Annotated in this window: 19 protein-coding genes and 4 pseudogenes; 9 read left to right on the forward strand and 14 right to left on the reverse strand. The window is 54.6% G+C overall.

What is annotated here, in order from left to right; all coding sequences use genetic code 11:
- Positions 1 to 19: 19 nt before the first annotated feature.
- The 3 genes and pseudogenes from ATW55_RS02095 to ATW55_RS02105 form a co-directional block, all read right to left on the reverse strand.
- Positions 20 to 715 (reverse strand): phosphoadenylyl-sulfate reductase, encoded by a 696-nt coding sequence (locus ATW55_RS02095; protein WP_423742941.1) that lies wholly within the window; start codon positions 713 to 715, stop codon positions 20 to 22.
- A 144-nt stretch (positions 716 to 859) separates the two neighbouring features.
- Positions 860 to 1,519: pseudogene (locus ATW55_RS02100) on the reverse strand (DUF444 family protein); the annotation flags it as partial.
- A gap of 113 nt (positions 1,520 to 1,632) precedes the next feature.
- Positions 1,633 to 2,679: pseudogene (locus ATW55_RS02105) on the reverse strand (protein prkA); the annotation flags it as partial.
- A 170-nt stretch (positions 2,680 to 2,849) separates the two neighbouring features.
- Between ATW55_RS02105 and ATW55_RS02110 the strand changes: the two are divergent.
- A complete protein-coding gene (locus ATW55_RS02110; RefSeq protein WP_067711608.1) occupies positions 2,850 to 4,328 on the forward strand; it encodes a cation:proton antiporter in 1,479 nt (492 codons plus the stop codon).
- 74 nt (positions 4,329 to 4,402) lie between these two features.
- Here ATW55_RS02110 and ATW55_RS02115 read toward each other — a convergent pair whose 3' ends face one another.
- Positions 4,403 to 5,050: an MOSC domain-containing protein gene (locus ATW55_RS02115; RefSeq protein ID WP_067711611.1), complete on the reverse strand. Its 648-nt coding sequence runs from the start codon at positions 5,048 to 5,050 to the stop codon at positions 4,403 to 4,405.
- Between the two features lie 133 nt (positions 5,051 to 5,183).
- On the opposite strand from ATW55_RS02115, the gene ATW55_RS02120 reads away from it, so the two are divergent.
- Positions 5,184 to 6,302 carry a 5-methyltetrahydropteroyltriglutamate--homocysteine S-methyltransferase gene (locus ATW55_RS02120; protein WP_067711614.1) on the forward strand — a complete coding sequence of 373 codons (1,119 nt, stop codon included), beginning with the start codon at positions 5,184 to 5,186 and terminating at the stop codon, positions 6,300 to 6,302.
- A 118-nt stretch (positions 6,303 to 6,420) separates the two neighbouring features.
- On the opposite strand, the gene pepF is transcribed toward ATW55_RS02120, so the two are convergent.
- Complete coding sequence (pepF, locus tag ATW55_RS02125; protein ID WP_067711617.1) at positions 6,421 to 8,208, reverse strand: oligoendopeptidase F; 1,788 nt, start codon at positions 8,206 to 8,208, stop codon at positions 6,421 to 6,423.
- Positions 8,209 to 8,466: 258 nt separating this feature from the next.
- On the opposite strand from pepF, the gene ATW55_RS16960 reads away from it, so the two are divergent.
- Positions 8,467 to 8,589 carry a hypothetical protein gene (locus ATW55_RS16960; RefSeq protein WP_268753346.1) on the forward strand — a complete coding sequence of 41 codons (123 nt, stop codon included), beginning with the start codon at positions 8,467 to 8,469 and terminating at the stop codon, positions 8,587 to 8,589.
- A gap of 2 nt (positions 8,590 to 8,591) precedes the next feature.
- Here the strand turns inward: ATW55_RS16960 and ATW55_RS02130 are convergent, their stop codons facing one another.
- Positions 8,592 to 9,161: a metalloregulator ArsR/SmtB family transcription factor gene (locus tag ATW55_RS02130; RefSeq protein ID WP_067711619.1), complete on the reverse strand. Its 570-nt coding sequence runs from the start codon at positions 9,159 to 9,161 to the stop codon at positions 8,592 to 8,594.
- A 188-nt stretch (positions 9,162 to 9,349) separates the two neighbouring features.
- Positions 9,350 to 11,083 (reverse strand): recombinase family protein, encoded by a 1,734-nt coding sequence (locus tag ATW55_RS02135; RefSeq protein ID WP_067711622.1) that lies wholly within the window; start codon positions 11,081 to 11,083, stop codon positions 9,350 to 9,352.
- Between the two features lie 148 nt (positions 11,084 to 11,231).
- Between ATW55_RS02135 and ATW55_RS02140 the strand changes: the two genes are divergently transcribed.
- Complete coding sequence (locus ATW55_RS02140; RefSeq protein ID WP_067711625.1) at positions 11,232 to 11,867, forward strand: MBL fold metallo-hydrolase; 636 nt, start codon at positions 11,232 to 11,234, stop codon at positions 11,865 to 11,867.
- Positions 11,868 to 12,124: 257 nt separating this feature from the next.
- A pseudogene (locus tag ATW55_RS16655) lies at positions 12,125 to 12,436 on the forward strand (DUF2161 family putative PD-(D/E)XK-type phosphodiesterase); the annotation flags it as partial.
- A 37-nt stretch (positions 12,437 to 12,473) separates the two neighbouring features.
- Here the strand turns inward: ATW55_RS16655 and ATW55_RS02145 are convergent.
- The 3 genes and pseudogenes from ATW55_RS02145 to ATW55_RS02155 all read right to left on the reverse strand — a co-directional run.
- Complete coding sequence (locus ATW55_RS02145) at positions 12,474 to 13,652, reverse strand: MFS transporter (protein WP_067711628.1); 1,179 nt, start codon at positions 13,650 to 13,652, stop codon at positions 12,474 to 12,476.
- 112 nt (positions 13,653 to 13,764) lie between these two features.
- Positions 13,765 to 13,953, reverse strand: coding sequence for a hypothetical protein (locus ATW55_RS02150; protein WP_067711631.1), 189 nt, complete (start codon positions 13,951 to 13,953; stop codon positions 13,765 to 13,767).
- 2 nt (positions 13,954 to 13,955) lie between these two features.
- Positions 13,956 to 14,834 (reverse strand): annotated as a pseudogene (locus ATW55_RS02155) (protein prkA); the annotation flags it as partial.
- Positions 14,835 to 15,012: 178 nt separating this feature from the next.
- On the opposite strand from ATW55_RS02155, the gene ATW55_RS02160 reads away from it, so the two are divergent.
- On the forward strand, positions 15,013 to 15,594 hold the full coding sequence (locus ATW55_RS02160; RefSeq protein ID WP_067711634.1) for a TetR/AcrR family transcriptional regulator: 582 nt from the start codon (positions 15,013 to 15,015) through the stop codon (positions 15,592 to 15,594).
- Here the strand turns inward: ATW55_RS02160 and trmL are convergent.
- The gene (gene trmL, locus ATW55_RS02165; protein WP_082685459.1) at positions 15,587 to 16,051 is read right to left on the reverse strand and encodes a tRNA (uridine(34)/cytosine(34)/5-carboxymethylaminomethyluridine(34)-2'-O)-methyltransferase TrmL; all 465 of its coding nucleotides are present in this window, start codon (positions 16,049 to 16,051) and stop codon (positions 15,587 to 15,589) included. The two genes, ATW55_RS02160 and trmL, sit on opposite strands and share 8 nt — an antisense overlap.
- 63 nt (positions 16,052 to 16,114) lie before the next feature.
- A complete protein-coding gene (locus ATW55_RS02170) occupies positions 16,115 to 17,068 on the reverse strand; it encodes an amidase domain-containing protein (protein ID WP_067711640.1) in 954 nt (317 codons plus the stop codon).
- Positions 17,069 to 17,204: 136 nt separating this feature from the next.
- On the opposite strand from ATW55_RS02170, the gene ATW55_RS02175 reads away from it, so the two are divergent.
- On the forward strand, positions 17,205 to 18,674 hold the full coding sequence (locus ATW55_RS02175; protein ID WP_067711643.1) for an aminoglycoside phosphotransferase family protein: 1,470 nt from the start codon (positions 17,205 to 17,207) through the stop codon (positions 18,672 to 18,674).
- 21 nt (positions 18,675 to 18,695) lie between these two features.
- On the opposite strand, the gene queG is transcribed toward ATW55_RS02175, so the two are convergent.
- Both queG and rnhA read right to left on the reverse strand, forming a co-directional pair.
- Entirely contained in the window at positions 18,696 to 19,835 is a 1,140-nt protein-coding gene (gene queG / locus ATW55_RS02180) for a tRNA epoxyqueuosine(34) reductase QueG (RefSeq protein WP_067711646.1), read from the reverse strand.
- A 24-nt stretch (positions 19,836 to 19,859) separates the two neighbouring features.
- A complete protein-coding gene (gene rnhA / locus ATW55_RS02185) occupies positions 19,860 to 20,312 on the reverse strand; it encodes a ribonuclease HI (RefSeq protein ID WP_067711649.1) in 453 nt (150 codons plus the stop codon).
- Positions 20,313 to 20,473: 161 nt separating this feature from the next.
- On the opposite strand from rnhA, the gene ATW55_RS16965 reads away from it, so the two are divergent.
- The gene (locus ATW55_RS16965) at positions 20,474 to 20,761 is read left to right on the forward strand and encodes a polysaccharide deacetylase family protein (protein ID WP_153004981.1); all 288 of its coding nucleotides are present in this window, start codon (positions 20,474 to 20,476) and stop codon (positions 20,759 to 20,761) included.
- Entirely contained in the window at positions 20,748 to 21,242 is a 495-nt protein-coding gene (locus tag ATW55_RS02195; RefSeq protein ID WP_067711655.1) for a polysaccharide deacetylase family protein, read from the forward strand. Before ATW55_RS16965 ends, ATW55_RS02195 begins: the two co-directional genes overlap by 14 nt.
- Positions 21,243 to 21,256: the final 14 nt, after the last annotated feature.

Below are 21,256 nucleotides of genomic sequence, written 5' to 3' on the forward strand. Positions count from 1 at the left end.
GAGATCTCCATTCTCTATCTTATTGATGCAGACCGCACTCCGTCTTCTCAAACTCGCTCCAGCGGCCACTACGCAAATCAGCGCCGGGCGCTACTGCTTTTGTGCAGTGAGAGCAGCCAATCGAAGGGTAGCCGCGATCATGCAACGGATTATAGGGGACATCGTTTTGTACAAGATACTTCCACACCTGCTTGTGTGTCCAGAGCGCGAGCGGATTGACCTTTAGAAGCCCAAACTTCGCGTCCGCTTCAAACACTTGCGCATTGGCGCGCGTCGGCGCCTGCTCACGCCGAATTCCCGTAATCCATCCATCATATCCTTTCAGGTGATCTGTCAGCGGCGTGACTTTGCGAATGTCACAGCAGAGATCTGGGCGGGAGTTCCAGAGCGTCTCACCATGCGTCTGCGCTTGCTGTTCAAGCGTAAGCTTTGGGCTGACGCGAATCAAGTTTGGCGAGAAGCGCCTCTTCGTCTCTTCGATCAACGCATACGTCTCAGAAAAGAGGACGTCTGTATCCAAATAGAAAATTGGCAGATTCGGCTTGATCTTCGTAATCATGTGCAGGATCACCTGATCTTCCGCCCCGAAACTGCAAGCAAATGTCAAACGGTCAATCTCTTCTACCGCGTGGCACAGGATCTCCTCTGGCGCTCTATTTTCATATATTTTTGCCCATCGCTCCACATCGTGAACACGGTCAAGAAGAATCGACACCCTAAAAACCACCATTCCGATTGATTTAGTATGTTATTTGCGTATAGTGTACCTTGCGTTTTTTTTTGTCGTCAAGAACCCACACAAAAAATTCCTCACACACACGCGACGATCATCGACTTTTCATCCTTTGCCCACACGCGGGGATCCGGACGTATCCATCATTGCGAGAATGACGGCCTGCGAGTGCGGATGCAAAACATCCTCCCATGTTTTATATCGAAGGTCTTCTTTCGAGATGTGATGCATAGCAGGCAACCCTGCACGCGCGTTCCTGCGAATCGCTTCCAAAAGCGTGCGTTTCTTATCGATGTTGCCTTGCAGCCCCTTTTTTCTCACATCGCGAAACTCGACGTCCGTCACGACGACATCTTCAGGAGCCTTCTGTTCAAGATACGGGAGTTCCAACTCAGAAAAGAGAATCTGTTGAATCTCATCCACCGAGACCTCCGCCTCGTAGTAGTCGACACCAGGTTGGTCTCCAGCGCCTTCTCCCTTGCCCGCACCTTGTGCCGGCTGACTGTCGCGCGCGATGACATCACCGATCGACGACTCTCCATCCCCTTGCCCTGCCTGCTGGCTTTTTCCGTAATTGAATCGAAAATGATACTCATCAAGCGATCGGATCGGAATTTTCACGATCTGTTTGCCATCCGTCATGATGATGCTTTCCTCACTGATGAGATCGGCGAGATTGTGGCGGATAGCCTCTTTCACCTTTTGCTGATGGCGTGCCTGATCCTGTTGCCCTTTGCGGTGAAGAGACCAATCGTCGCGACTCAACGTATATTGGCTGTGCGTCATGTCACTCACCCCTTGGGATTTTTACTCCATAAACAGCCGTTGAAAACACAAGATGCGGATGCAAAACGGGGCATGGTCACACACGGTGACGCACGCCCCGCCGGAATAAACCGTCAGCGATTAAGAAGGCTACCCGTATAATGAAGCAGCTCATTCGCGCAGGCCGCACAATACCCGTACTCTTCCATGAGTCGTTTGCTGACTTCGTTCACTTTTTTCAGTTGATTGCTGTCCGGCGTTTTGGTTGATGTCGTAATCTTTACAACATCTTTCAAATCTGCAAACAGTTTCTTTTCAATCGCCTCGCGCAATCGCTCGTGCGAACTGTAGTCAAATCGCTTGCCCCGCCGCGCGTACGTTGAGATGCGGATCAGGATCTCCTCGCGAAATGCCTTTTTGGCGTTTTCTGAGATTCCGATCTGCTCTTCGATTGAGCGCATTAATTTCTCATCCGGGTCAAGCTCCTCGCCAGTAATCGGGTCTTTCATCTTTTGCCAGTTACAATATGCTTCGACGTTGTCGAGGTAATTGTCTAAAAGCGTCTTGGCCGACTCTTCGTACGAGTAAACAAACGCCTTTTGCACCTCTTTTTTCGCAAGTTCGTCATACTCTTTGCGGGCAAGCGCGACGAAATTTAACATCCGCTCGCGATCCTCTTTCGTGATCGAAGCGTGCTGGTCAAGGCCTTCTTTGATCGCGCGCAGAATGTCAAGCGCGTTAATGCAGGATGTATCCCGCCGGATCAGCGCGCTTGAGATGCGATTGATCACGTAGCGCGGATCGATTCCGCTCATGCCCTCTTCTGGCCATTCTGCCCGCAATTCCTGAACGTCCTTTTCCTTAAATCCCTCCACATTTTTACCGTCGTATAAGTACAGTTTCTTGAGAAGATCCATGCCTTGTTTTTTCGATTCCTTGAGGCGCGTCAAAATAGAAAAGAGCGCCGCTGTGTGAAGCCCGTGCGGCGCGATGTGCACATCGCGCAAGTCACTCTGCTGGACGAGTTTTTGATAAATCTTAACCTCTTCTGATACCTTAAGGTTATACGGAATCGGCATCACGATCATCCGCGACTGAAGCGCCTCGTTGCGCTTGTTGTTTACGAAATTGCGATACTCTGTCTCGTTTGTGTGTGCGATGACCATTTCATCAGGCGAGTGAAACGCGCACAAACCAGACAATCACTTCGAATGCTACGATGAACACCGCGCGCAGAGCAGGGTTGGCGATGACGCCGCAATGCGCAGAGGCGTTCTGCCCCTCTTTAAGGGAGTTATAAGGTGGGGCAAATATACTAATCCAAAATCAAGCAGAGAAGGAAGGTGGAGTCATGACCAACGCGTACCTCCCTATTTTGTTTGTCGCGTGCATCGCGTTTCTCGCGCCTTTTCTCTCCCAGCGCGTGACGCGCGGTATCGTGCCGACAGTTGTCATCGAGATTCTGCTCGGCATTCTGGTGGGTCCCGGTGGATTGAATTGGCTCCACAGCAATCAAACGCTCGCGTTTCTCGCAGGCTTTGGCTTTACGTATCTGATGTTTCTGTCGGGTGTGGAACTCGACTTTGAGATGGTGCTCAGCTCTTCAAAGGGAGAAACACCCCTCTGGCGCGATGGACTTATCTTTTTTCTCGCCGTAGCGGCAGTCACCGCCCTCATCGTCTTTCCACTCGCCGCTGCACACGTTTTGACACATCCTTACTTTTTTTTAGGATTGATTTGCACGACATCGATGGGCATCGTCGTTCCGGCGCTCAAAGAGAGTCGCTGGCTGTCCCATCCGCTCGGCCAACGCATCCTCGGCGTTGCGCTCGCGCTTGATTTTTTCCCGCTGCTCTACCTTGCAGGCTACACGTCGATTCGCGCCAGCGGACAGGCGCGCAGTCTCTTGCTCGTCATTTTCCTCTTTCTCGCAATGGCGCTGATCTATCGCTTCGCGCAGCAGTTTCAAAACCACGCCTTTGTTCAACTGCTAAAAAAATCGGAGACAGAATTTAGCGTGCGCGGCGCGTTTGCGCTCATTCTGTTGTTTGTCGCGCTCGCCCAAGGCCTCGGTACACAGGTGGTTCTCGGGGCGTTTCTCGCCGGGGTGGTCGTCAGTCTGCTTGTCAAAAAGCACTCCGTATTCACGCAAAAAATCAACTCGATCGGTTATGGGTTTTTCCTCCCTTTCTTTTTTGTGAATGTCGGACTGACGTTTCAGTTCAGCACAGCCAAGCACTCGTGGCATTTTTGGGTGATCCTCTTGGTTCTGTTTCTCGCCATGTACCTCACGAAGTTTTTGCCGAGCGCCTTTTTGCTGCGGATGATCCCGATGAAACAAAGGATCGGCGTTGGAGCGCTGCTCGGCTCGCAGTTGAGCTTGATGCTGCTTGCCAGTAAACTTGGCCAGCAACTGGGCGTCCTCTCTGCCGATATGGCAAACGGATTGATCTTGCTCGCGATCATCTCATGCATCGTCTCGCCCCCCATTTTTTCGCGGCTTGTCGGACACAACAAAGAAGCCCTGCCCATAGAGCAGGAGACCTCACTGTCACTTGACTTGCTCCCTGAAAACTGGACGGCACAGCACATTGAAATCCGCAACAGGCGCTATGCGGGACGTCGCGTTGCGTCACTTCAATTGCCCCGCGACGTGCTGATTGTTTCGGTCAAGCGCAATGACGAAATACTCGTACCGCGCGGAACAACGCGCCTTGAGCGATTCGACACGCTCCAGGTCATCGGCGACACGACCGTGATCGAAGCAGTGCGGCTCATGCTCTCAGGGGAAACTCTGAGCTTTCGGCCATCCACATCCCGGCAGAAATGATATGCCCGTGCATGCCAAAATGGATCGAACTGTACACGCCGACGCGGCACCGTCCCCGTTAAAAACGCGCACAGTCACGCATCAATCGCCCATGTTCGCGCGATGCGCTCACGGTGTTTGCGCGAAAGTTTTGTACACGCAAGCAGCCAGCTTGCCTCTTCCTGCGTAAGCCGCGGACGAAGGAGCAGGCGATACACTTCGCTTACGATGAATTCGTCATGTGCGCGGTCGATGCGCACAAGGGGATCGTTTATCTGCACTTTTCCAGCGCGCAACGTGCGCAGGAAAAAACCGATGCGCCCCGTCTGTTGAACGCGCTCTGTCAGTGTCTTTATACCTGTATGCTCCGTGATCTTCCAACACGGGATGCGCGGTTCAGACACTTCAAGCAGCGCCTCGCCAACGCGAAACACGTCGCCGATCGCGACGTTCGTTTCGTCAATCCCGCTCACGGTCAGGTTTTCCGCAAACGATCCATACGGCAGACGCATCCCGTACTCTTCCTCAAAGCGATCATAGTGATCAAACGCATACATCAGTGTTGCACGGTCTGGCCCGCCGTGCCGCACAAGATCGCCTTGCGCGTCAAACCCGACGCCCGTTGTGCCGATCAACACAGGCCCTGTTACAGGCAGCTTTTCATATGCGCTTTCAAAAACACTTCCGTCGGACAATCGCCGCCTGCTCTGCACGCGGCCTTGCTGAATCGCGATGACTTGCACGTGATTTCGCTCCTTACCTTTTCAAAATCTTTTGCGTTTGTCTCGAGATGCATCTTCATGTATCGTCATCCTTAGAAAGCGCTGACTGTCCCTCTGTCGCGCATCACGTTGACGAGAAAGCAGGCGATTTTCGATGACCCTATCATCACACGCATCAAAGCGCGTGTCACCCCCTTTTCGCGCCGATCAGGTCGGCAGCCTGCTGCGCCCAGAGCGGCTGAAACAAGCGCGCGCCATGAAGGCTGCCGGGGCGATATCTGCAGATCAGCTGCGTCAGATCGAAGATGAAGAGATTAAACGCATCATTGCGATTCAAAAGGAGATCGGGCTGCAGAGCGTCACAGACGGAGAGTTTCGCCGCGCCTGGTGGCACTTTGATTTTCTTGAGGGGTTGGATGGCGTTGAACCGTTTGCGGCAGACCACGGCATCCAGTTTCATCAGGTGCAAACGGGTTCGCGCGGCATTCGCGTAACTGGAAAATTGGGGTTCACCCACCACCCGATGCTCGAACACTTTGCGTTTTTAAAGAGTCTCACCGGGGATGCCACCGCGAAGATGACCATCCCCAGTCCGAGCATGCTGCATTTTCGCGGCACGATCGCCCATCCCGCCTATGATGACACGGCGCTGTTCTTCCACGATCTCGCGCAGGCCTACAAGCAGGCGATTCGCGCATTTTACGATGCAGGTTGCCGCTATCTACAGCTTGATGACACCTCGTGGGCCTATTTCTGCTCAACCGAACAGGTGGCAATGCTCCGGGCAAAGGGGCAAGACCCCGAGCAATTGAAGCGCCTTTATGCGCAGACGATCAATGAGGCGGTTGCGGATCGCCCAGATGATCTCACGATCACGATGCACATCTGCCGCGGCAACTTCCGCTCGACGTGGATCGCCTCAGGCGGGTACGAGCCGGTCGCCGAGATGCTCTTTGGCGGGCTGGACATCGACGGCTTCTTTCTTGAGTATGACAGCGAGCGGGCAGGCGGTTTTGAGCCATTGCGCTTTGTGAAGCGGCCTGATCTGCGCATCGTGTTGGGTCTTGTCACATCGAAATTCGGAGAGCTTGAAGACCCTGACACGATCAAGCGGCGCATCGACGAAGCTGCGCGCTACGTGCCGATGAACCAACTGTGCCTAAGCCCCCAGTGCGGGTTTGCCTCGACGGAAGAAGGCAACCTGCTCAGCGAGGAGCAGCAGTGGTCAAAACTGCGGCACGTAGTCAAAATCGCAGAGGATGTGTGGAAGTAGGTTTGCAGATACGATGAGACCTCGCTTGGACGACAAGCGGGGTCTCATGATTTCGCAATCCAATTTTGTGTCATTTGCATTTGTTATCGATCATGCGAAAGATTGCGAATCAAGAAGATCAAAATTCGTCAAGCGTCGCTTCGAATGCATCCACCAATGTTCCGACGTAGGCGACGGCGCTGCGAATCACATCCGGGTTTGTGATATCTGCCCCCGCCATCCATGCGAGCTCCGCCGGCGTTTTTGTGCCGCCCGCCTTGAGTACGTCGATCCAGCGTTTGATCGCGGGCTCACCCTGCGACTCGATGGCCTGTGCGGCGGCCGTTGAGATGGACAGTCCGAGGGCGTACGTGTATGGATAAAGCCCCATGTAATAGTGCGGTTGGCGCATCCACGTCAGTGCCGCCCCCTCATCGATCTCGACCGTGTCACCCCAAAACTCCGCCAGAATCTCACCTTTTACGCGCGTCAACATTTGTTCCGTGATCGGTGTTCCTGCCTCCGCCGCACGGTAAATTCTGCGCTGGAGTTCGCCTTCCAGCAGATGATTGACAAAGTTGTGGTGGTATGTGCCCATGAGCCCTGCGATGACACTGCGGCGCATGCGCTTGTCATCCGACTGTTTCAAGAGGTGCTGCGCGAGCAGCAGTTCGTTCATGGTGGACGGTGACTCAATAAAGGACATCGGCGGTCGGCTGTTGCTTTGTTTCTGGTATTTTGCGGCGAGTGAGAGGTGACCCGCGTGGCCCAACTCATGCGCCAGTGTAAACACAGCGCGGGTATGGTTCTCCCACGTCATAAACACATAGGAATGCACGCCATAGACCGTGTTGCAAAACGCGCCGGAGCGCTTGCCGAGGTTATCTGAACGATCGATCCAACGCTTGGCAAAGGCGCGGCGGATGATCTCGTGATACTCTTCGCCAAGGACCTGGAGCGCGTCTAAAATCCACATCCGCCCCTGCTCATAGGTGACGGTCGGCCCGTCGGGAAGCTGTACTGTGAGATCGCAATAAAGCATCTTGTCGAGGCCAAGAAGGCGCTGCCTCAACCTTTGATATCGCCGCATGTGGGGCGCGAGTTCTGTGCGGATCACATCGTGAATGCTGTGGTAGACAGACTCATCCACTTTGTGCGGATGCAACAGCATCTGTGTGGCCGAGTCATAGCCGCGCATTTTGGCAAGCGTCACATTCTTTTCTACTTCTGCAGCGAACGTCGCCGCATAGGTCGTTCGGTAGGCGCGAAGTCCCCGCGTAAAGGATGCGTACGCATTGCGGCGCAAGATCGGATCAGGGGAGAGTTGCGAACCGCCGTCGTGCACCGGATGAGCCTGACCATCCTTGTCCAGCGCCTGGTCAAACCTCATGTCCGCGCCTTTTGACAGCGTATAGATGCGCTGGGGCGCGCTCAGTGTTTGGCTGAGGCCAAGAAGTGCCGACTCAACCTCGGCGCTTAAACGATATGGCCTTATTTCAAGCCAATTGTGCAGGGTAGGCCGAAACGCGTGGAGCGCCGCGTCGCCCGCCATCCACGATTCGACGGTTCCATCCGGCAGGGCCAGCACCTCAGATTGAATAAAAGCTGTTTTCGTTGAGCATTCCGTATCGAGCGTCGCGACACGCACAGTATCCGCTTGATGATTCGGATCGAGACTGTCTGTAGACAGACGAAATGTCGCGTAGGATGCGACACGGTTCATCCGGATCTGCAAAGCCTCGCGCGCTTCCAGACACGCTGCAAGCACTTCTGCCCCTTCAGCCAATCGGCCTTGGTACTTCGTCACAGACGGCAGTGCAGTGCGAATCGCGTCAAGCTCTGCCTCCCACGCCGTGTGCGACTCGAACAAATCGGTGAGATCCCACGTTTCCTGCAGCGGTACATCCGATCGTTTCGCGCGATGCATAGGTATCCCCCCGACCCCAAGTGTGTACAGACGATAAAACACAGTAACCTTCGCAAACCGAAAGATGGGCTGTGATGACATCCACCCATTCGACGTTTACGCTCGTACTCCAACTATACAACGAATCTGACAATTTTATCCGCAATGGATGGACGAAATTTGTCATTCTTCTCGCAACACTCTCGTGATATAGTTTTAGTGTCTATCCACACTTACTAATGTCCATTTGAATTTCTCTCAAAAGGCGGCGCTACAGCAATGATCAAGGGACTCGGACCTACAAGCATCTTCTTTTTATTTGGCACAGTCGCAGTTTTTATCATCGCAATCATTCTCGCGGTGATTGTCATTCGAATCTTTCTAAACGATCACGAGTTTTAACATCAGGGATTCTGCTCCTGCGGCGTTCGCCAATACACTGCATTTTCGCGCTCCATCAAATGTGTGGCGATCAGTTCGCGACGCAGTGTGGCATAGTCCGGATGGTGCCGCTTGATGATCGCGTTGACGTCCGCCTCTGCGTAGCGCGTTCCCACGTCAAACTTTTCGACAAGCCACGCCAGAATCACAGCACGTTTTTTGCGGCTGGCTGGAATCTCCTTCAACTCTTCACCATTTAAAAAGTCGCGCAACACCTTGCGCTCCCATGCATCCCCCTCCACATTCGCCATCTGCGCGAGTTGCTCCGGTTTCAACAGGAGGTTGACGCGCTGCAATGCCTCCGCGTTGAATTCATACACATGGACTGTCCCTTCCGGACGCATGCGCACGAGTCCCAACTCGCGCAGCCGCGTGAGATGATGGGAGATGGTGGGCGTTTTTAGAGACAGCGCTGCCGCCAACTCCTCAACGCTCGCCCCGCGATTTGTCAGAATGCCGAGAATGCGCAAGCGGCTCTCGTCTGCGAGAACCTTGAGAAATTGCACAAGCATCGAATTGTCTTCACTCGTCATGGATGATCACTCCCTCGGATTCACACCACTTTTAATTTCGCTTGACATAAATATAGATGAACATCGAATTAAAAGTCAAGAATGGTTCATGGGATGATAGCACTCCCAAGAACCGATCGATACACCCAGCCTGTCACTCGAAGAAGATGTCCTGCTTCGTGGTGCAAGACTGCGATGTGCGCTTTCCCTCACTCTACATCCGCACGTACAACCAACCGCAGTTTCGCCGTTTGCATCCTCGCCGTTCGCGCATTCGGAATCAAACGCATTTCCGAAAAAAGCGTACACAGCATCTCCCGCCTAAAAGCCACCGGAAGAAAGCGATACACATCCTCCCACGCGCCGCCCTCAATCCAAGCTTCAGCCTGATTTTTACCTACGCCTCCATCCGCTCGCAGCGATACGCTCCGTCCATCCGCGCCGTTTTCCCTCAATGCATTCGTATCTGAGTTATTATTATCCATGCGCGCAGCGAGCCCCGCGATCTCTTCATCAATTGTCGCGCGCCTGCGCAAAAACTCTTCCGCGCTGTAAACCCCTTCTTCATATGACGCATAGATCCGCGCCCTGCGCGCCTCAAGATGCCGCATCTGCCGCTCAAGCAGCGCGTCGCGCTGCGTATCGTGAGGCGCGTGAGGCCCATCGTTAAAAGGCAAGCACCTGACGCGCGAAAGTGCGACACGCAAGTCGCCAAGCGGCAGCATCGAAATCGCTTCGACAACCTTCGCCTCAACATCCGCATAAGGAAGGCTGAGGCAACCCCTTGTCTTGCAGCGAAGCATGACACTGCTGTACATACGACGCGCACCGTCCCGGCATGTATAGTGACGCTTGCTCACGCGTCTTTGCATCCGCCCGCCACAGCGCCCACACAAAAGCAGACCAGACAGTGCGTCGCGCTCATCATCCGTCAGTTCATTCCTGCGCCAAAGAGGGCGATCCCCCATCCTTTCAGACGCATCCACTTCCAAAGACCCCGTCTCCACCACCATTTTCGGTACATCCGCTTCGTTACCGCCACGTCGCTGCGCCGCGCGCGCGCTCTTTTCCTCATCTGCCGCACGCGTGACCGCGTCCCCATCCGTCGGCGCAATCGCCTCGTGTGCACCTGGCACGATGATCCACTCCTCGCGCGGGCGGGTCACCCTTTTTCCTCCCACCCGCTTCGTGACATGAAAGGTGAGATCCCCGCGATAAATCGCCTTTCGCAACATGCGATCAATCACCGCCGGGTGCCACGTTCGCAGGCGGCGCGGCGTCGCGACGCCAAGCTCGTTCAAGCGCTTCGCGATGCCATAAGCACTCAGTGGCGGCTGTCCCACGCCACCGTGTGCCAGCGCAAAGATATAGCGCACCACTTCCGCTTCTTCCTCATGCACGATCAGTTTCTGACTGACTGGATCGACGCGGTATCCATACGGCGTCGATCCCGCCATCCACTTTCCCTGAAGCGCGTAATTGTAACGCGCACCCATCAACCGTTCGCGTGTCGTCTCAAACTCTTCGCGCGACAAAAATAATTCAAAGCGGATGTGTCGCGCGTCGCTCGAATTGAGTGGATCATAGATGCGCCACGGTGTAATCACGTAGAGACGCAAGTTCCTCAGCAAATCGTAAATGCGCCCCATATCCGTATAGGACCCACGTCCCAACCGCGACAATTCTTTCACAGCGATGGCGTCATACACGCCTTTTTCTAACTGGAACAGCACATCGCGAAAGACGGGACGCGTCTCAATCTTGTCACCTGATCCGATCTCTTCCACCTGGTCATAACGCACATCGTACTTTTCAAGTACGCGCGCCATCAAGAGTTTCTGCTCCGAGAGCGTATCTTCACCCGTTCTCCGCTCGCGCTCAACATCTTGCCGCGAGCGTCTCAGGTAGTTTATGACGCGCGAAAAAGGATAGGATTCACTCACGTGCGTACCTCTCCCATCTTGCAGAATAAGGGCGTGTACCGTACGCTTTGCGATAGGCGCAATGATCTGCTATCCCTCACGTATGTTTATGATTGATTTTCTGCAAATACGCGCGATCTGACTTTTACGAAACAGGATGTGAAACGTCGTGGAACTGACCAGAGGTGTTCATCTCATTGAAGCGATGAAAGGAAGTTATGTCTACCTGATCCTTGGTGAAGAGCCTGTCCTGATTGACACAGGGATGCCTGGCAAAGCAGAAGATGTGGTAAAGGCGCTCGCACAACTCGGCATGAAGCCAACCGATCTCGCGCACATCCTTTTGACCCATCAGGACGTCGATCACATTGGCAACGCAAAAGCGCTCAAAGAAGCATCTGGCGCAACGCTGTGGGCGCCCTGCGCAGAGATCCCGTACATCCACGGCGAGACGCGCGCACAAGGCATTCGCGGTGTCATTTCCCGCCTCATGCGGGTGGATCGACCGACTGTCGATCGCTCTTACGAGGCAGGGCAGGTCATTGGCGGAATGGAAGTCCTGCCGGCGCCCGGGCACACGGAGGGACACGTCTGCCTGCTCTATCGCGATGTCCTGCTCGCAGGCGATCTCGTGACGACGCGCAAAGGCAAACTCCGCCCGTCACCGACTTTTCTCGCCTGGAATAAGCCACTGCTTGATCGCTCCATACGTGATGTGGGGATGCGCGAATTCGCCTGGGTCTGCCCGGCGCACGGTGAACCTGTGGCGCGCGGAAACTTGTGGGAAGGCATGACGAGAAAGTGAGAGAGACCGATCTCTACGAACCAATCCGCGCCCACTTTGTCGATCAAGGGTTTCAGGTGCAGGCGGAAGTCAACGATTGCGATATGGTTGCACTGCGCGAAGATGAGGTGATCATCATCGAACTGAAGACATCACTCAACATGACTGTGCTCATTCAGGCAACCGCCCGCCAGGGGCAGTGTGACGGCGTCTATGTCGGCGTCCCGGCGCCAAAAGGGCGGCGCGCGTACAAAACGTTTCGCGGGGCGACACGCGTCATGAAGCGCTTGGGGTTGGGGCTCATCACGGTCGATGTCGCGACAGGAAAACTCGCGACGCACGCAACGCCAGAAGCGTGCGTGACACGTGCGAATAAACAAAAACGCGCAGGCATCGTGCGCGAAGTAAGCGGGCGCTCGCTCTCCTACAACATCGGCGGAAGCACGCGCACAAAACTGATGACCGCGTATCGCGAAGACGCACTGCGCATCGCAAAGGCTCTGGCTGATGTGGAGGACGCGTCCGTCGCCGATGTGCGGACAAAATCGGGCGTGGATCGATCCGGCGCAATCCTCTATCGCAACCCGTACACCTGGTTTGCGCGCAGCGCGCGCGGACGCTATCAACTCACGGAGACAGGTCGAGCGGCCTTAGTGTCATATCCGCAGCCGGCGCCTTTACCCGCATTACCAGAAGAAAACACACCGCGCCAAAAAGCGCCGCAATCGCGCACACCGCGTACATTAGCGACGGGCCGCCCGCGCGCAGCAAAAAACCGTTGATGAGGTTTCCCCCGATGCCAGCAAGTCCGTTGCAGACCATGCCAAAAATACTCTGTCCCGTCGCCTGAAGCTCTTTTGTCGTCGTCTGCGCGACAAAACCGACTGCCGCAACGTAGAAAAAGCCAAACGAGATGCCATGCAAAACCTGAATGGCAATCGCAACGGACGGGACGGGGATCAGAACCTGCGTACCCCAGCGCACAACGTACGCAGTGGCAGCGATCATCATGGTTTTCTCGCGGCCGACGCGCCGAATGACGCGTGAAGCAATCAGCATCGCCGGAACGTTTGTCAGGGACGCGATAAAAAGCGCAATTCCCGTGTCCGCAAACGAACCGCCAATCTCGTGAAACGCCAGCACAAAGTACGTATTAAACGCGGTCAGCGTCTCACTGATGAGAAATCCGCCGAGCAAAAAGAGGACGAACCGCGGATTTTTAAGCAGTGTCGACATGCCCTGACGGATGCTCCCGCGCACGACGGAGGAAGGCTTTTCACGCGGCAAGAAAAAAGCGATCACGCCGCCGATTATGCAGAGCAGCGCGTACGGCAGCCAGAGCAGATGAATCGACAGATGCTCAAGATAGAGACCTCCCGCATAGCCGCCAAGCGCGTATCCCATACTGCCAAAACTGCGAATCGTTCCATAGGTCGTGCCGTGGGCGCGCGCCAAACCCACCGCGTACGCATCTGCTATCGGAGCTTGCGGCGCAGAGAAGAGCGTCGAGAGCGCATAGACCGATACGATCAGCAGGAAGTTTTGCTGATCGTAAAGAAACGCGAAGATCGCCGGAACAAGAAAGGTCAGCGCAAGTGTCGTGCGCGTCGCGTGAAAGCGATCAACCAAAAGTCCAAAAAACGGCTGTACGACGATCGCGATCAGCATCGCAAGCGACATGGCGCCGCCAATCGCACTGCTGGAAAACCCGTCGCGCTCAAGCAACAAAGAGAGATACGGTCCAAAAAATCCGCCTGATAGACCCGTTAAAAGATAAAAGGCACGCAGTGTCCATAAATGTCGCATGAGAATAGAATACCACGCCTACCCGCATTCTGAACGCGCGGCGAAAGATTTTGCCGCCGCGCACAAACTGGTTTTTATCTGACGAAAACCAAGACGCCCGCTCACCACAAACCTACGTCTTCGTGACGCCAGGAGATTCAAATCGCACGACAAGCCGGGCGCAGCGCAGCGCGAGCGCATCCCAGTCAGGACCCGTTTCGCGCCGCCAGACGATTTCCAGTCGCGCATCCTCGTCAACCATGGTGTGCAGTTCCTGTTCGTCAACCCTGTCGCCACACCGTTTCTGTCCCTTTTGTTTCATCACGCAACCACCACTTCATCGGCGGAGATTAACGCAAATCGGCCAGCCTTAAAGTTGCCTTCTTGCGTAAGTGACAAGAGGTGCCACAAAAATTTCTCGTCGCATTTGAGCATCTCCTGAAACTCCATGAGCCCGCGGTTTGCCTTGTTTAACTCACCATCAAAACGATAAGCCCGCGGATCACTCTCCGAACCGTATTCAGAGATCGTGGAAAAATCGATGCTTCCCGTCAGATCGGCGATGTCTTGCGACTTTGGATCGGATGGACTGAATGTTCCAATCCCGACTCGCTCATCCTCAGAAAGAAGGATGCGCTCCACAATCACATCCTCAATGCGCCCCTGATACTCATTTTGCAGGCGCATTCGGCACGATGGACAGAGGTTGCCTTCAATGCGAACACCGAGCTCGCGCTCGATCTCAGGACGCAACTCAAGTGGCAAAAGGTGAAGGGGCTCTTCGTGCATCGGACAACCTTTGATGCCATAGAGCGCACCTTGCGGCGTGCGCGAATAACGCTCAAGCCCCCGTTTGAGCAAGGTGACAATGGTAGACTTTCCACCGCTGACAGGCCCCATCAGGAGCAGGATGCGTTTGCGCACATCAAGCCTTTTGGCCGCAGAGTGAAAGTACTCCTCGACCAACCGCTCCAAAGCGTGTTGCAAGCCGAAAATTTCGTCATCGAAAAAAGGGTACCGTTTGTGCCCTGTCTCATCTTCTATGATGCCAGAAGCTGCGATCATCTGGTAAATCCGCGTATGCGCCGAGACTGAGACGCTCGGATCGCGCCGAACGATCTCGAGATATTCGAGAAACGTTCCTTCAAATGCGAGTTCCTCTTCCCTTGCGCGATACGCGCTCAAGCGATTGACGATGTCCACGTGTCTTCCCCCTTATTCTCCGGGTAAGGTCCCATGCATCCTAATACAGGCTCAAGGTGTCACGAAGGGCCACACCGTTTTTAGGGTGTGATATTATTCTTATGCGAAGAGTGCCGCCTCGTTGCGCCGCTCTTTTAAAATCTAATCAGTAAAGCGATAAAAAGGGAGGCTTTACGCGGTGGCTTCAGTGAAAACACGTCTCATCTTTCGCGCCGCAGTCGATGTTTTTTCCGAACGCGGTTTCGAAAAAGCTACGATGGACGAGATCGCCGCAAAAGCCCGTGTGGCAAAAGGGACCATTTACTACCACTTTAAAAGCAAAGAGGAACTGTTTGTTTTTCTCGTCGAACAGGGAACCGAACTCCTTCACGAGAATGTGCTGTCTCACCTTACGGAAGAGATGGACGCGCAAGAGAAAATACGCGAAATCATCCGCGCGCAACTCGCCTTTTTTACAGCGTATCGGGATTTTTGTATCATTATTCTGCGCGAGACATGGGGTGATGAAGCGAGGCACCGCGAATTCCGAAGAATGCTGGTGCATTATGTCCATTCGATCCGACAGGTCATTGAGCAGGGAATCGAAGAACAGGTCTTTTCTGTCGAGAATGCTGAAATCGCCGCGTGGAGTCTTTTTGGGTCAACAAGCATCACCGCACTGCACCATCTTTTTGCAGACAAGACGGTCGACTTAGTCGCGCTCGCCCCCGCCATGCAGGAGATTGCACTCGGAGGGCTTCACGCAAAAGAAATTACGTAAGCCCAGGAAACGCTTGTTGGCGCAACGCCTCATACAGCGCGAGAGCGACCGTGTTTGAGAGATTGAGCGAGCGCATGACAGGCCCCATCGGCACGCGCACCAGCCGTTCCTTGTATAACTCGTGCACAAAATCCGGAAGACCTGTGGTTTCCTTTCCGAAAATCAGATAATCGCTCGATTGATACGCGATGTCACTATACGTCCGCGTTCCAAACTTCGTAAAAAAATAGGTGTTTGCGCCTTCCTTTTGGGCGATGGCGAGAACCTCTTCGAGGGATTCGTGCGTTGTCAGATTGACATACTTCCAATAGTCCAGACCCGCGCGACGAAGTGTCGCATCGTCAATCTGAAAACCGAGCGGCTTTACCAAGTGCAGTACCGTCCCTGTAGCGGCACATGTCCGTGCAATATTTCCAGTGTTCGGGGGAATTTGCGGTTCAAATAAAACGATGTGCAACGAAAACCCTTCCTTTTTATCATCAATACGTAGGCAACAAGGCCCTGTCCCATCATAGCGGATTCAGTCCAGGAAGTGAACTAGCAAGTAGCGCGTATCCGGTGTCCAAGCATAACTGTCTTCATATGAAAAATAACGGCGATGACTGTCTACCGTGTGCGCATTAATCAGCGGCGCACCGCTTTTGTCGTGATCCACGACAACGGTTGTATGCGTAAAACGGCCGCTGTTTTTCCAATCGTAAGCGATCACGTCCCCCACCTGCAACTCACGTGGATCACTCACCAGTTTGACGCGAAAGGGATTCTTTGCTGATGTTAAAACGGTGACCAACATGTGGGCGACTGCCCACGAATAGCTCCAGTCCGGGTGCGCCCCATTCCGGTACCACCACCCTTCTGCGCGACGCGGCGATCCGTCGATCATAGGAAACCCACCCGCATAGAGCACCTGTGAGATAAAATTTGTACAATCGTCACCCATGTCGTGATAGGCCGGATTGCGCTCATTCCAGTAGCGTTCGGCATATTGAAACGCGCGTGTTCGATCATACTGAAAACCGCGCAGCGCCTGCTCCTCGAAAAAGCGCTCCATCTCTCCTTTTTGCGTCTCCTGTAAAAGCGCTGCGGGCGAATCCTCCACATCCGCTGTGTCACCTGACTCATGCAACTGATCATGCCGCACAAGCTCTGTTCCTCGCCAATGCAAGAAGTGTCTATAAACGCGCCGCTCGTGAAAGAGCTTTCCTTCAAGTTCATAGATCATGCGCAGATGCTCACTCACGTCCACGATGACCGTATCTTGAGATTCATCGCGCGTCACCGCAAGCAACTGTACATCCGCTATCACTTTGCGCTCAATCGCGTTGCGCTGTTTTTGCATGTTCCGGCGCTTTCGCATCTCAATTTGCGTTTTCGTAATCCCGCCCGCGGTTTCAAGCGATCCATCGTCCCCCGTCATCCAGGCGTCGTTTCGCCGTTGAAAAAAGGCCTGCGTTTGTCCAATTGCGTCACGCATACACGTCACCCCCGAAACATCGTATGCGCTGATCGCTCAGCGTTTGCAAAAGACACCGAAATTTGACCATAACCCCGCAGGGACAGTCGCCCGCCTCAAGACATACGATAAGAAAACAAGAGAGGAGGAACGCGAGATGGACAAATCGCAACTCCCACCCTGGCTCAAGAGTTTATGGCGTGAATTGACGAAACCACCTGCGATGCTGGGTACTACAAAAATGAGCGCGGCACCGCGCTCTGCGCCAAAAAACACCGAAAAAGAAAGGGTGGCTGCAGAAGAAGACACCGAGGAACACCATGTGCCATCGTGGCGCGCTGCTGCGTATGCCGAGAGTCCGACGGATCCTTTTTTGCAAAAGCGCATGTGGGGTACAGAACAGCGTGTCAAACGCATCGCGCAGCGCTATTTCCATTCAAGGCAACAGCAAAAGCCGGCGAGCAAACCGCGCCCAAAATCACTGCAAACGCGACGTGGCTTCAAAACGGCGCGTCCGGTTGCAGCGGCGGAAGTCACCACATCAGCACGGCGCGCAGAAGCGCGCAAGTCTGATGCGACGCTTATTGCGACACTGCGACGAAAAGAAGAAGACACCCTCTTGTCTTCACCTCTTTCCGATGCATACGGTCAGGACATCGTACGCATGACGCAAGTGGCAAATATCTGGCGCATGGAACTGGCAGACGGATCTGCCTATGCGCTAAAAAAAACATCCATGCAACCTGAGCGGATCACATTCATGGCGGATGCGCTCGATCAATTGAGCCGCTCTGGCCTGAAGGTTCCCACGCTGCTGCGAACACCTGTGGGAAAACCGTTCGTCACAGAACGCAGCGCGCGCTACTACGCCGCGCGTTTTATGCAAGGCAAACCGGCGCGTTTTGAGAATGTGATTGAGGTTGGAGCCGTCGCGCGAGCGCTTGCACGACTGCATCAAATGAGCCAAAATCTCCATCTCAGCGGATATGAACCACCTGCTGTCTATCAATTAGAAGATTTGCTTGAGCAGCGAGCAACCTTCTTGCAGCAGTTTAGCGCAAACAAAACCTCACTCGATCTCAATGAAACCGTTCAGCCGCGCTTGGACGAGGCACTCACACTGGCGCTTACGCATGCACAAGAAGCGCTTTCCTTGTTTTCGCTTCCCGCCGCGCAGGATGCATTAAAGAGCGCACGGCAGCAGCGCGCACTTTGCCACCTTGATGTCACACCGCGCAATGTGATCATCCACCCCGAAGGGCGCGCTCAACTGATTGATTTTGACAGGATGACCTATGCGCCGCCTGCCCTTGATCTCGCCCATCTCTTGCGACGTGCGATGCAGGCCACAGGGACATGGTCAAGTGAGATCACGGTAGGGCCACTGCTTGCCTATAACCGCATTCGCCCTTTGCACCAAGGCGAGTACGTTTTGATTGAGGCGTTGCTGACTTTCCCCCATCGGCTGTACCGCATCCTTGCGAGCCTGATGGATGAACGAATGACAGAGGCGCAGCGAACCGCAGCGCTTCCCACGCTCACGCGCGCAATCGATGAGGAAGCAAAGCGCCACGCGTTTCTTGAAACGTATGCCCGCCAAGTCACGCGGCGGCTGCCCGCCCCTTGATTGATTCACACTGCACTGCCACTAGCTGAGCGCCCAGGCCATCTCACAGCGCGCCTTTTCATCCGTCTCGACCTCATACGCTTGACGCACGGCGGCGCGGTTTGACTCCGAATCGATTTTTGCAAGCGCCCACGCGCTCATCGCGCGCAGTTCAGGCCGCGCGTGGGCGAGATACGTGATAAGCACAGGGACCGCCTCGACGTTTCGCGCATTCCCGAGTGCCACGATCGCATTTCTACGCCAGATCGCGGGGCCCCGCCAAGCGGCTGCAGTATGCCCAATGCGCTTCATGAGCGCGCGGTTTGAGAGTGTGAGAATCTCTAGCAAATCAGGAAAATCAAGTGGCGCGACAGGCGGCCCAAACGCTGTCGGAACGACGCGATCATCGTTTCGCGGGCATACCGTCTGACACGTGTCACACCCCCAGACTCGCCGCCCCAGCGGCGCGCGAAACTCTGGCGGGACAATTCCGTGCTCTTGTGTAACGTAGGACAGACAGCGCTTCGCGTCGAGTGTATACGGCGCCAAAAGCGCACCCGTCGGACACGCCGTCAGGCAGAGATCACACGCGCCACAGATGTCCGTCTCCCCTGGCAGGGCCGTACGCATCCCCTCCGCCCCTTCAACGCGCAGATCGGTCAACAGCACGCCCAAAAACACATACGTCCCGTGTGTTTTCGTAATGAGCATTCCGCTTTTTCCAATGGCGCCAAGTCCCGCGGCAGCCGCGTACGCGCGATCGACCAGCGGCGACGTGTCGATACAGGGAAGAAACTGTGCAGGCTGCGCCGCGCACGCTTCAAGCTGCGCGGAGAGTCGCAAGAGCACATCCTTTAGCACGCGATGGTAGTCCGTGTGTCGCGCATAGGCAGAGACCGAACCGTGGCGCCGGCCTGTCGGATGCCGTAACGATTCTGACGCGATGTGATACGGAAGCGCGATCGCAAGGACCGACTGAACGCCCGGCATAAGCGCGTGCGGATCAAGACGCGACTCCGAAAAAGGGTGCTCAAAACCCGAATCGCGCTGTTCATCGTAATAGCGCCTTAGAACAGGCTCAAGCTCATCAAGACGGCGTGCGGATACAACTCCAATGTGTTCAAGTCCAAGCATCGCGGCTATCTCGTCAAGCTGATCCCTCGTGATGTCGTAACCCTTCATATCCCATTCACCTGCTCGCGCGCGTCACTCCGCGCGTCTTTTTCCACCCACTGCCGCGCGCGCCAGCGCGTCACACCGCTCATTGTACACGTGTCCACTGTGGCCTTTGACTTTGACAACCGTGACGCGGTGCAGTTCAAGCAGTGGCAGCAACTGCTCCCACAAATCGCGGTTCTTGACAGCCTCTTGCTTACTGTTCACCCACCCATTCTTTCGCCACTTCACATACCACTTCTCGTTGATGCAGTTGATGAGATAAGCCGAATCGCTGTATAGCGCAACATCGCACGGTTTTTTTAGCGCCTTAAGCCCTTCCACGGCGGCGAGAATCTCCATGCGCTGATTTGTCGTTTCTGGCTCACCGCCGGATAGCTCTTTCTCGCGGGCACGGCTTACCAGAATCGCCGACCAGCCACCTGGCCCGGGATTTCCACTGCATGCTCCATCCGTGTAAAGATCGACGTGTACAAGTGACATCTTCATCATCCTTTTCATTTCAGCACGAAAGTTCGCGCGTCAAGTGACGCATACTATCTCTGCCATATAGCGCGTTTTAAACAAAGGAGCATTCTTATGCGTTGTTTCGACCGATACCCTGTGTCACACCATTGTACCATCATGCACTGCGGCGGTCGTCGATGAATCTACTCGCAACCGTCATGATCTCACTGTTGCTTCCATGCATCGCTCAAATGAACGCGGCAAAACCGGATATCTGGGGAAACGGCGTCACACGAATTCCCGCTTCTGGCCAACAACTATGGGAAGCGCGCGCGCCCCATCACGTTTTTTTTCACGTCAAGACCACAAAGCGAATTGTGGCACTCACCTTTGATGACGGGCCGCATCCATCCTATACGCCAGCCATCCTCACGATCCTTCACGACCACCACGCACACGCGACTTTTTTTTGTGGTAGGAAATGAAGCCAGGCACTATCCGCACATCTTGCGCAAAATCATACACGACGGCAATGAACTCGGAAATCACACATCCAATCACCCAAAACTCAGCCAGTTGACGGAAAAGGAAATCCTGGCGTGCGACGAGTCGATAGAAGATGTGACAGGCTTTCGTCCTGTCTTGTTACGCCCGCCCGGCGGGCATATCAGCGATCGCCTGCTCACACTCAGTCGCAAAACTGGGCATATTTTGATCATGTGGACATGGGATGTCGACGCCAAAGACTGGATGAAGCCAGGGATTCGCACCATTGTGCGAAAGATTGTAGATCACGTCGATCCAGGCGATATCATCATCCTGCATGACGGCGGTGGCAGACGTACGCAGACGGTCGAGGCGCTTCCGCTCATTTTGTCTGACCTGGCTCGCCGCGGTTATGCGTGCGTTTCTGTCAGCGAATTGTTCAGCCAGACACATCTTCAAAATCTAAAGCCACAAAAATAAGCTAAGCGCTCCTG

This window comes from Ferroacidibacillus organovorans (assembly GCF_001516615.1).
Lineage (GTDB): Bacteria > Bacillota > Bacilli > Alicyclobacillales > SLC66 > Ferroacidibacillus > Ferroacidibacillus ferrooxidans_B.

Coding starts and splice junctions, on each gene's coding strand:
- ATW55_RS02110 (WP_067711608.1), top strand. CDS start 2,850: ATGACCAACGCGTACCTCCCTATTTTGTTTGTCGCGTGCATCGCGTTT.
- ATW55_RS02120 (WP_067711614.1), top strand. CDS start 5,184: ATGACCCTATCATCACACGCATCAAAGCGCGTGTCACCCCCTTTTCGC.
- pepF (WP_067711617.1), bottom strand. CDS start 8,208: ATGCATCGCGCGAAACGATCGGATGTACCGCTGCAGGAAACGTGGGAT.
- ATW55_RS16960 (WP_268753346.1), top strand. CDS start 8,467: ATGATCAAGGGACTCGGACCTACAAGCATCTTCTTTTTATTTGGCACA.
- ATW55_RS02130 (WP_067711619.1), bottom strand. CDS start 9,161: ATGACGAGTGAAGACAATTCGATGCTTGTGCAATTTCTCAAGGTTCTC.
- ATW55_RS02145 (WP_067711628.1), bottom strand. CDS start 13,652: ATGCGACATTTATGGACACTGCGTGCCTTTTATCTTTTAACGGGTCTA.
- ATW55_RS02150 (WP_067711631.1), bottom strand. CDS start 13,953: ATGAAACAAAAGGGACAGAAACGGTGTGGCGACAGGGTTGACGAACAG.
- ATW55_RS02170 (WP_067711640.1), bottom strand. CDS start 17,068: ATGCGTGACGCAATTGGACAAACGCAGGCCTTTTTTCAACGGCGAAAC.
- ATW55_RS02175 (WP_067711643.1), top strand. CDS start 17,205: ATGGACAAATCGCAACTCCCACCCTGGCTCAAGAGTTTATGGCGTGAA.
- queG (WP_067711646.1), bottom strand. CDS start 19,835: ATGAAGGGTTACGACATCACGAGGGATCAGCTTGACGAGATAGCCGCG.
- rnhA (WP_067711649.1), bottom strand. CDS start 20,312: ATGTCACTTGTACACGTCGATCTTTACACGGATGGAGCATGCAGTGGA.
- ATW55_RS16965 (WP_153004981.1), top strand. CDS start 20,474: ATGAATCTACTCGCAACCGTCATGATCTCACTGTTGCTTCCATGCATC.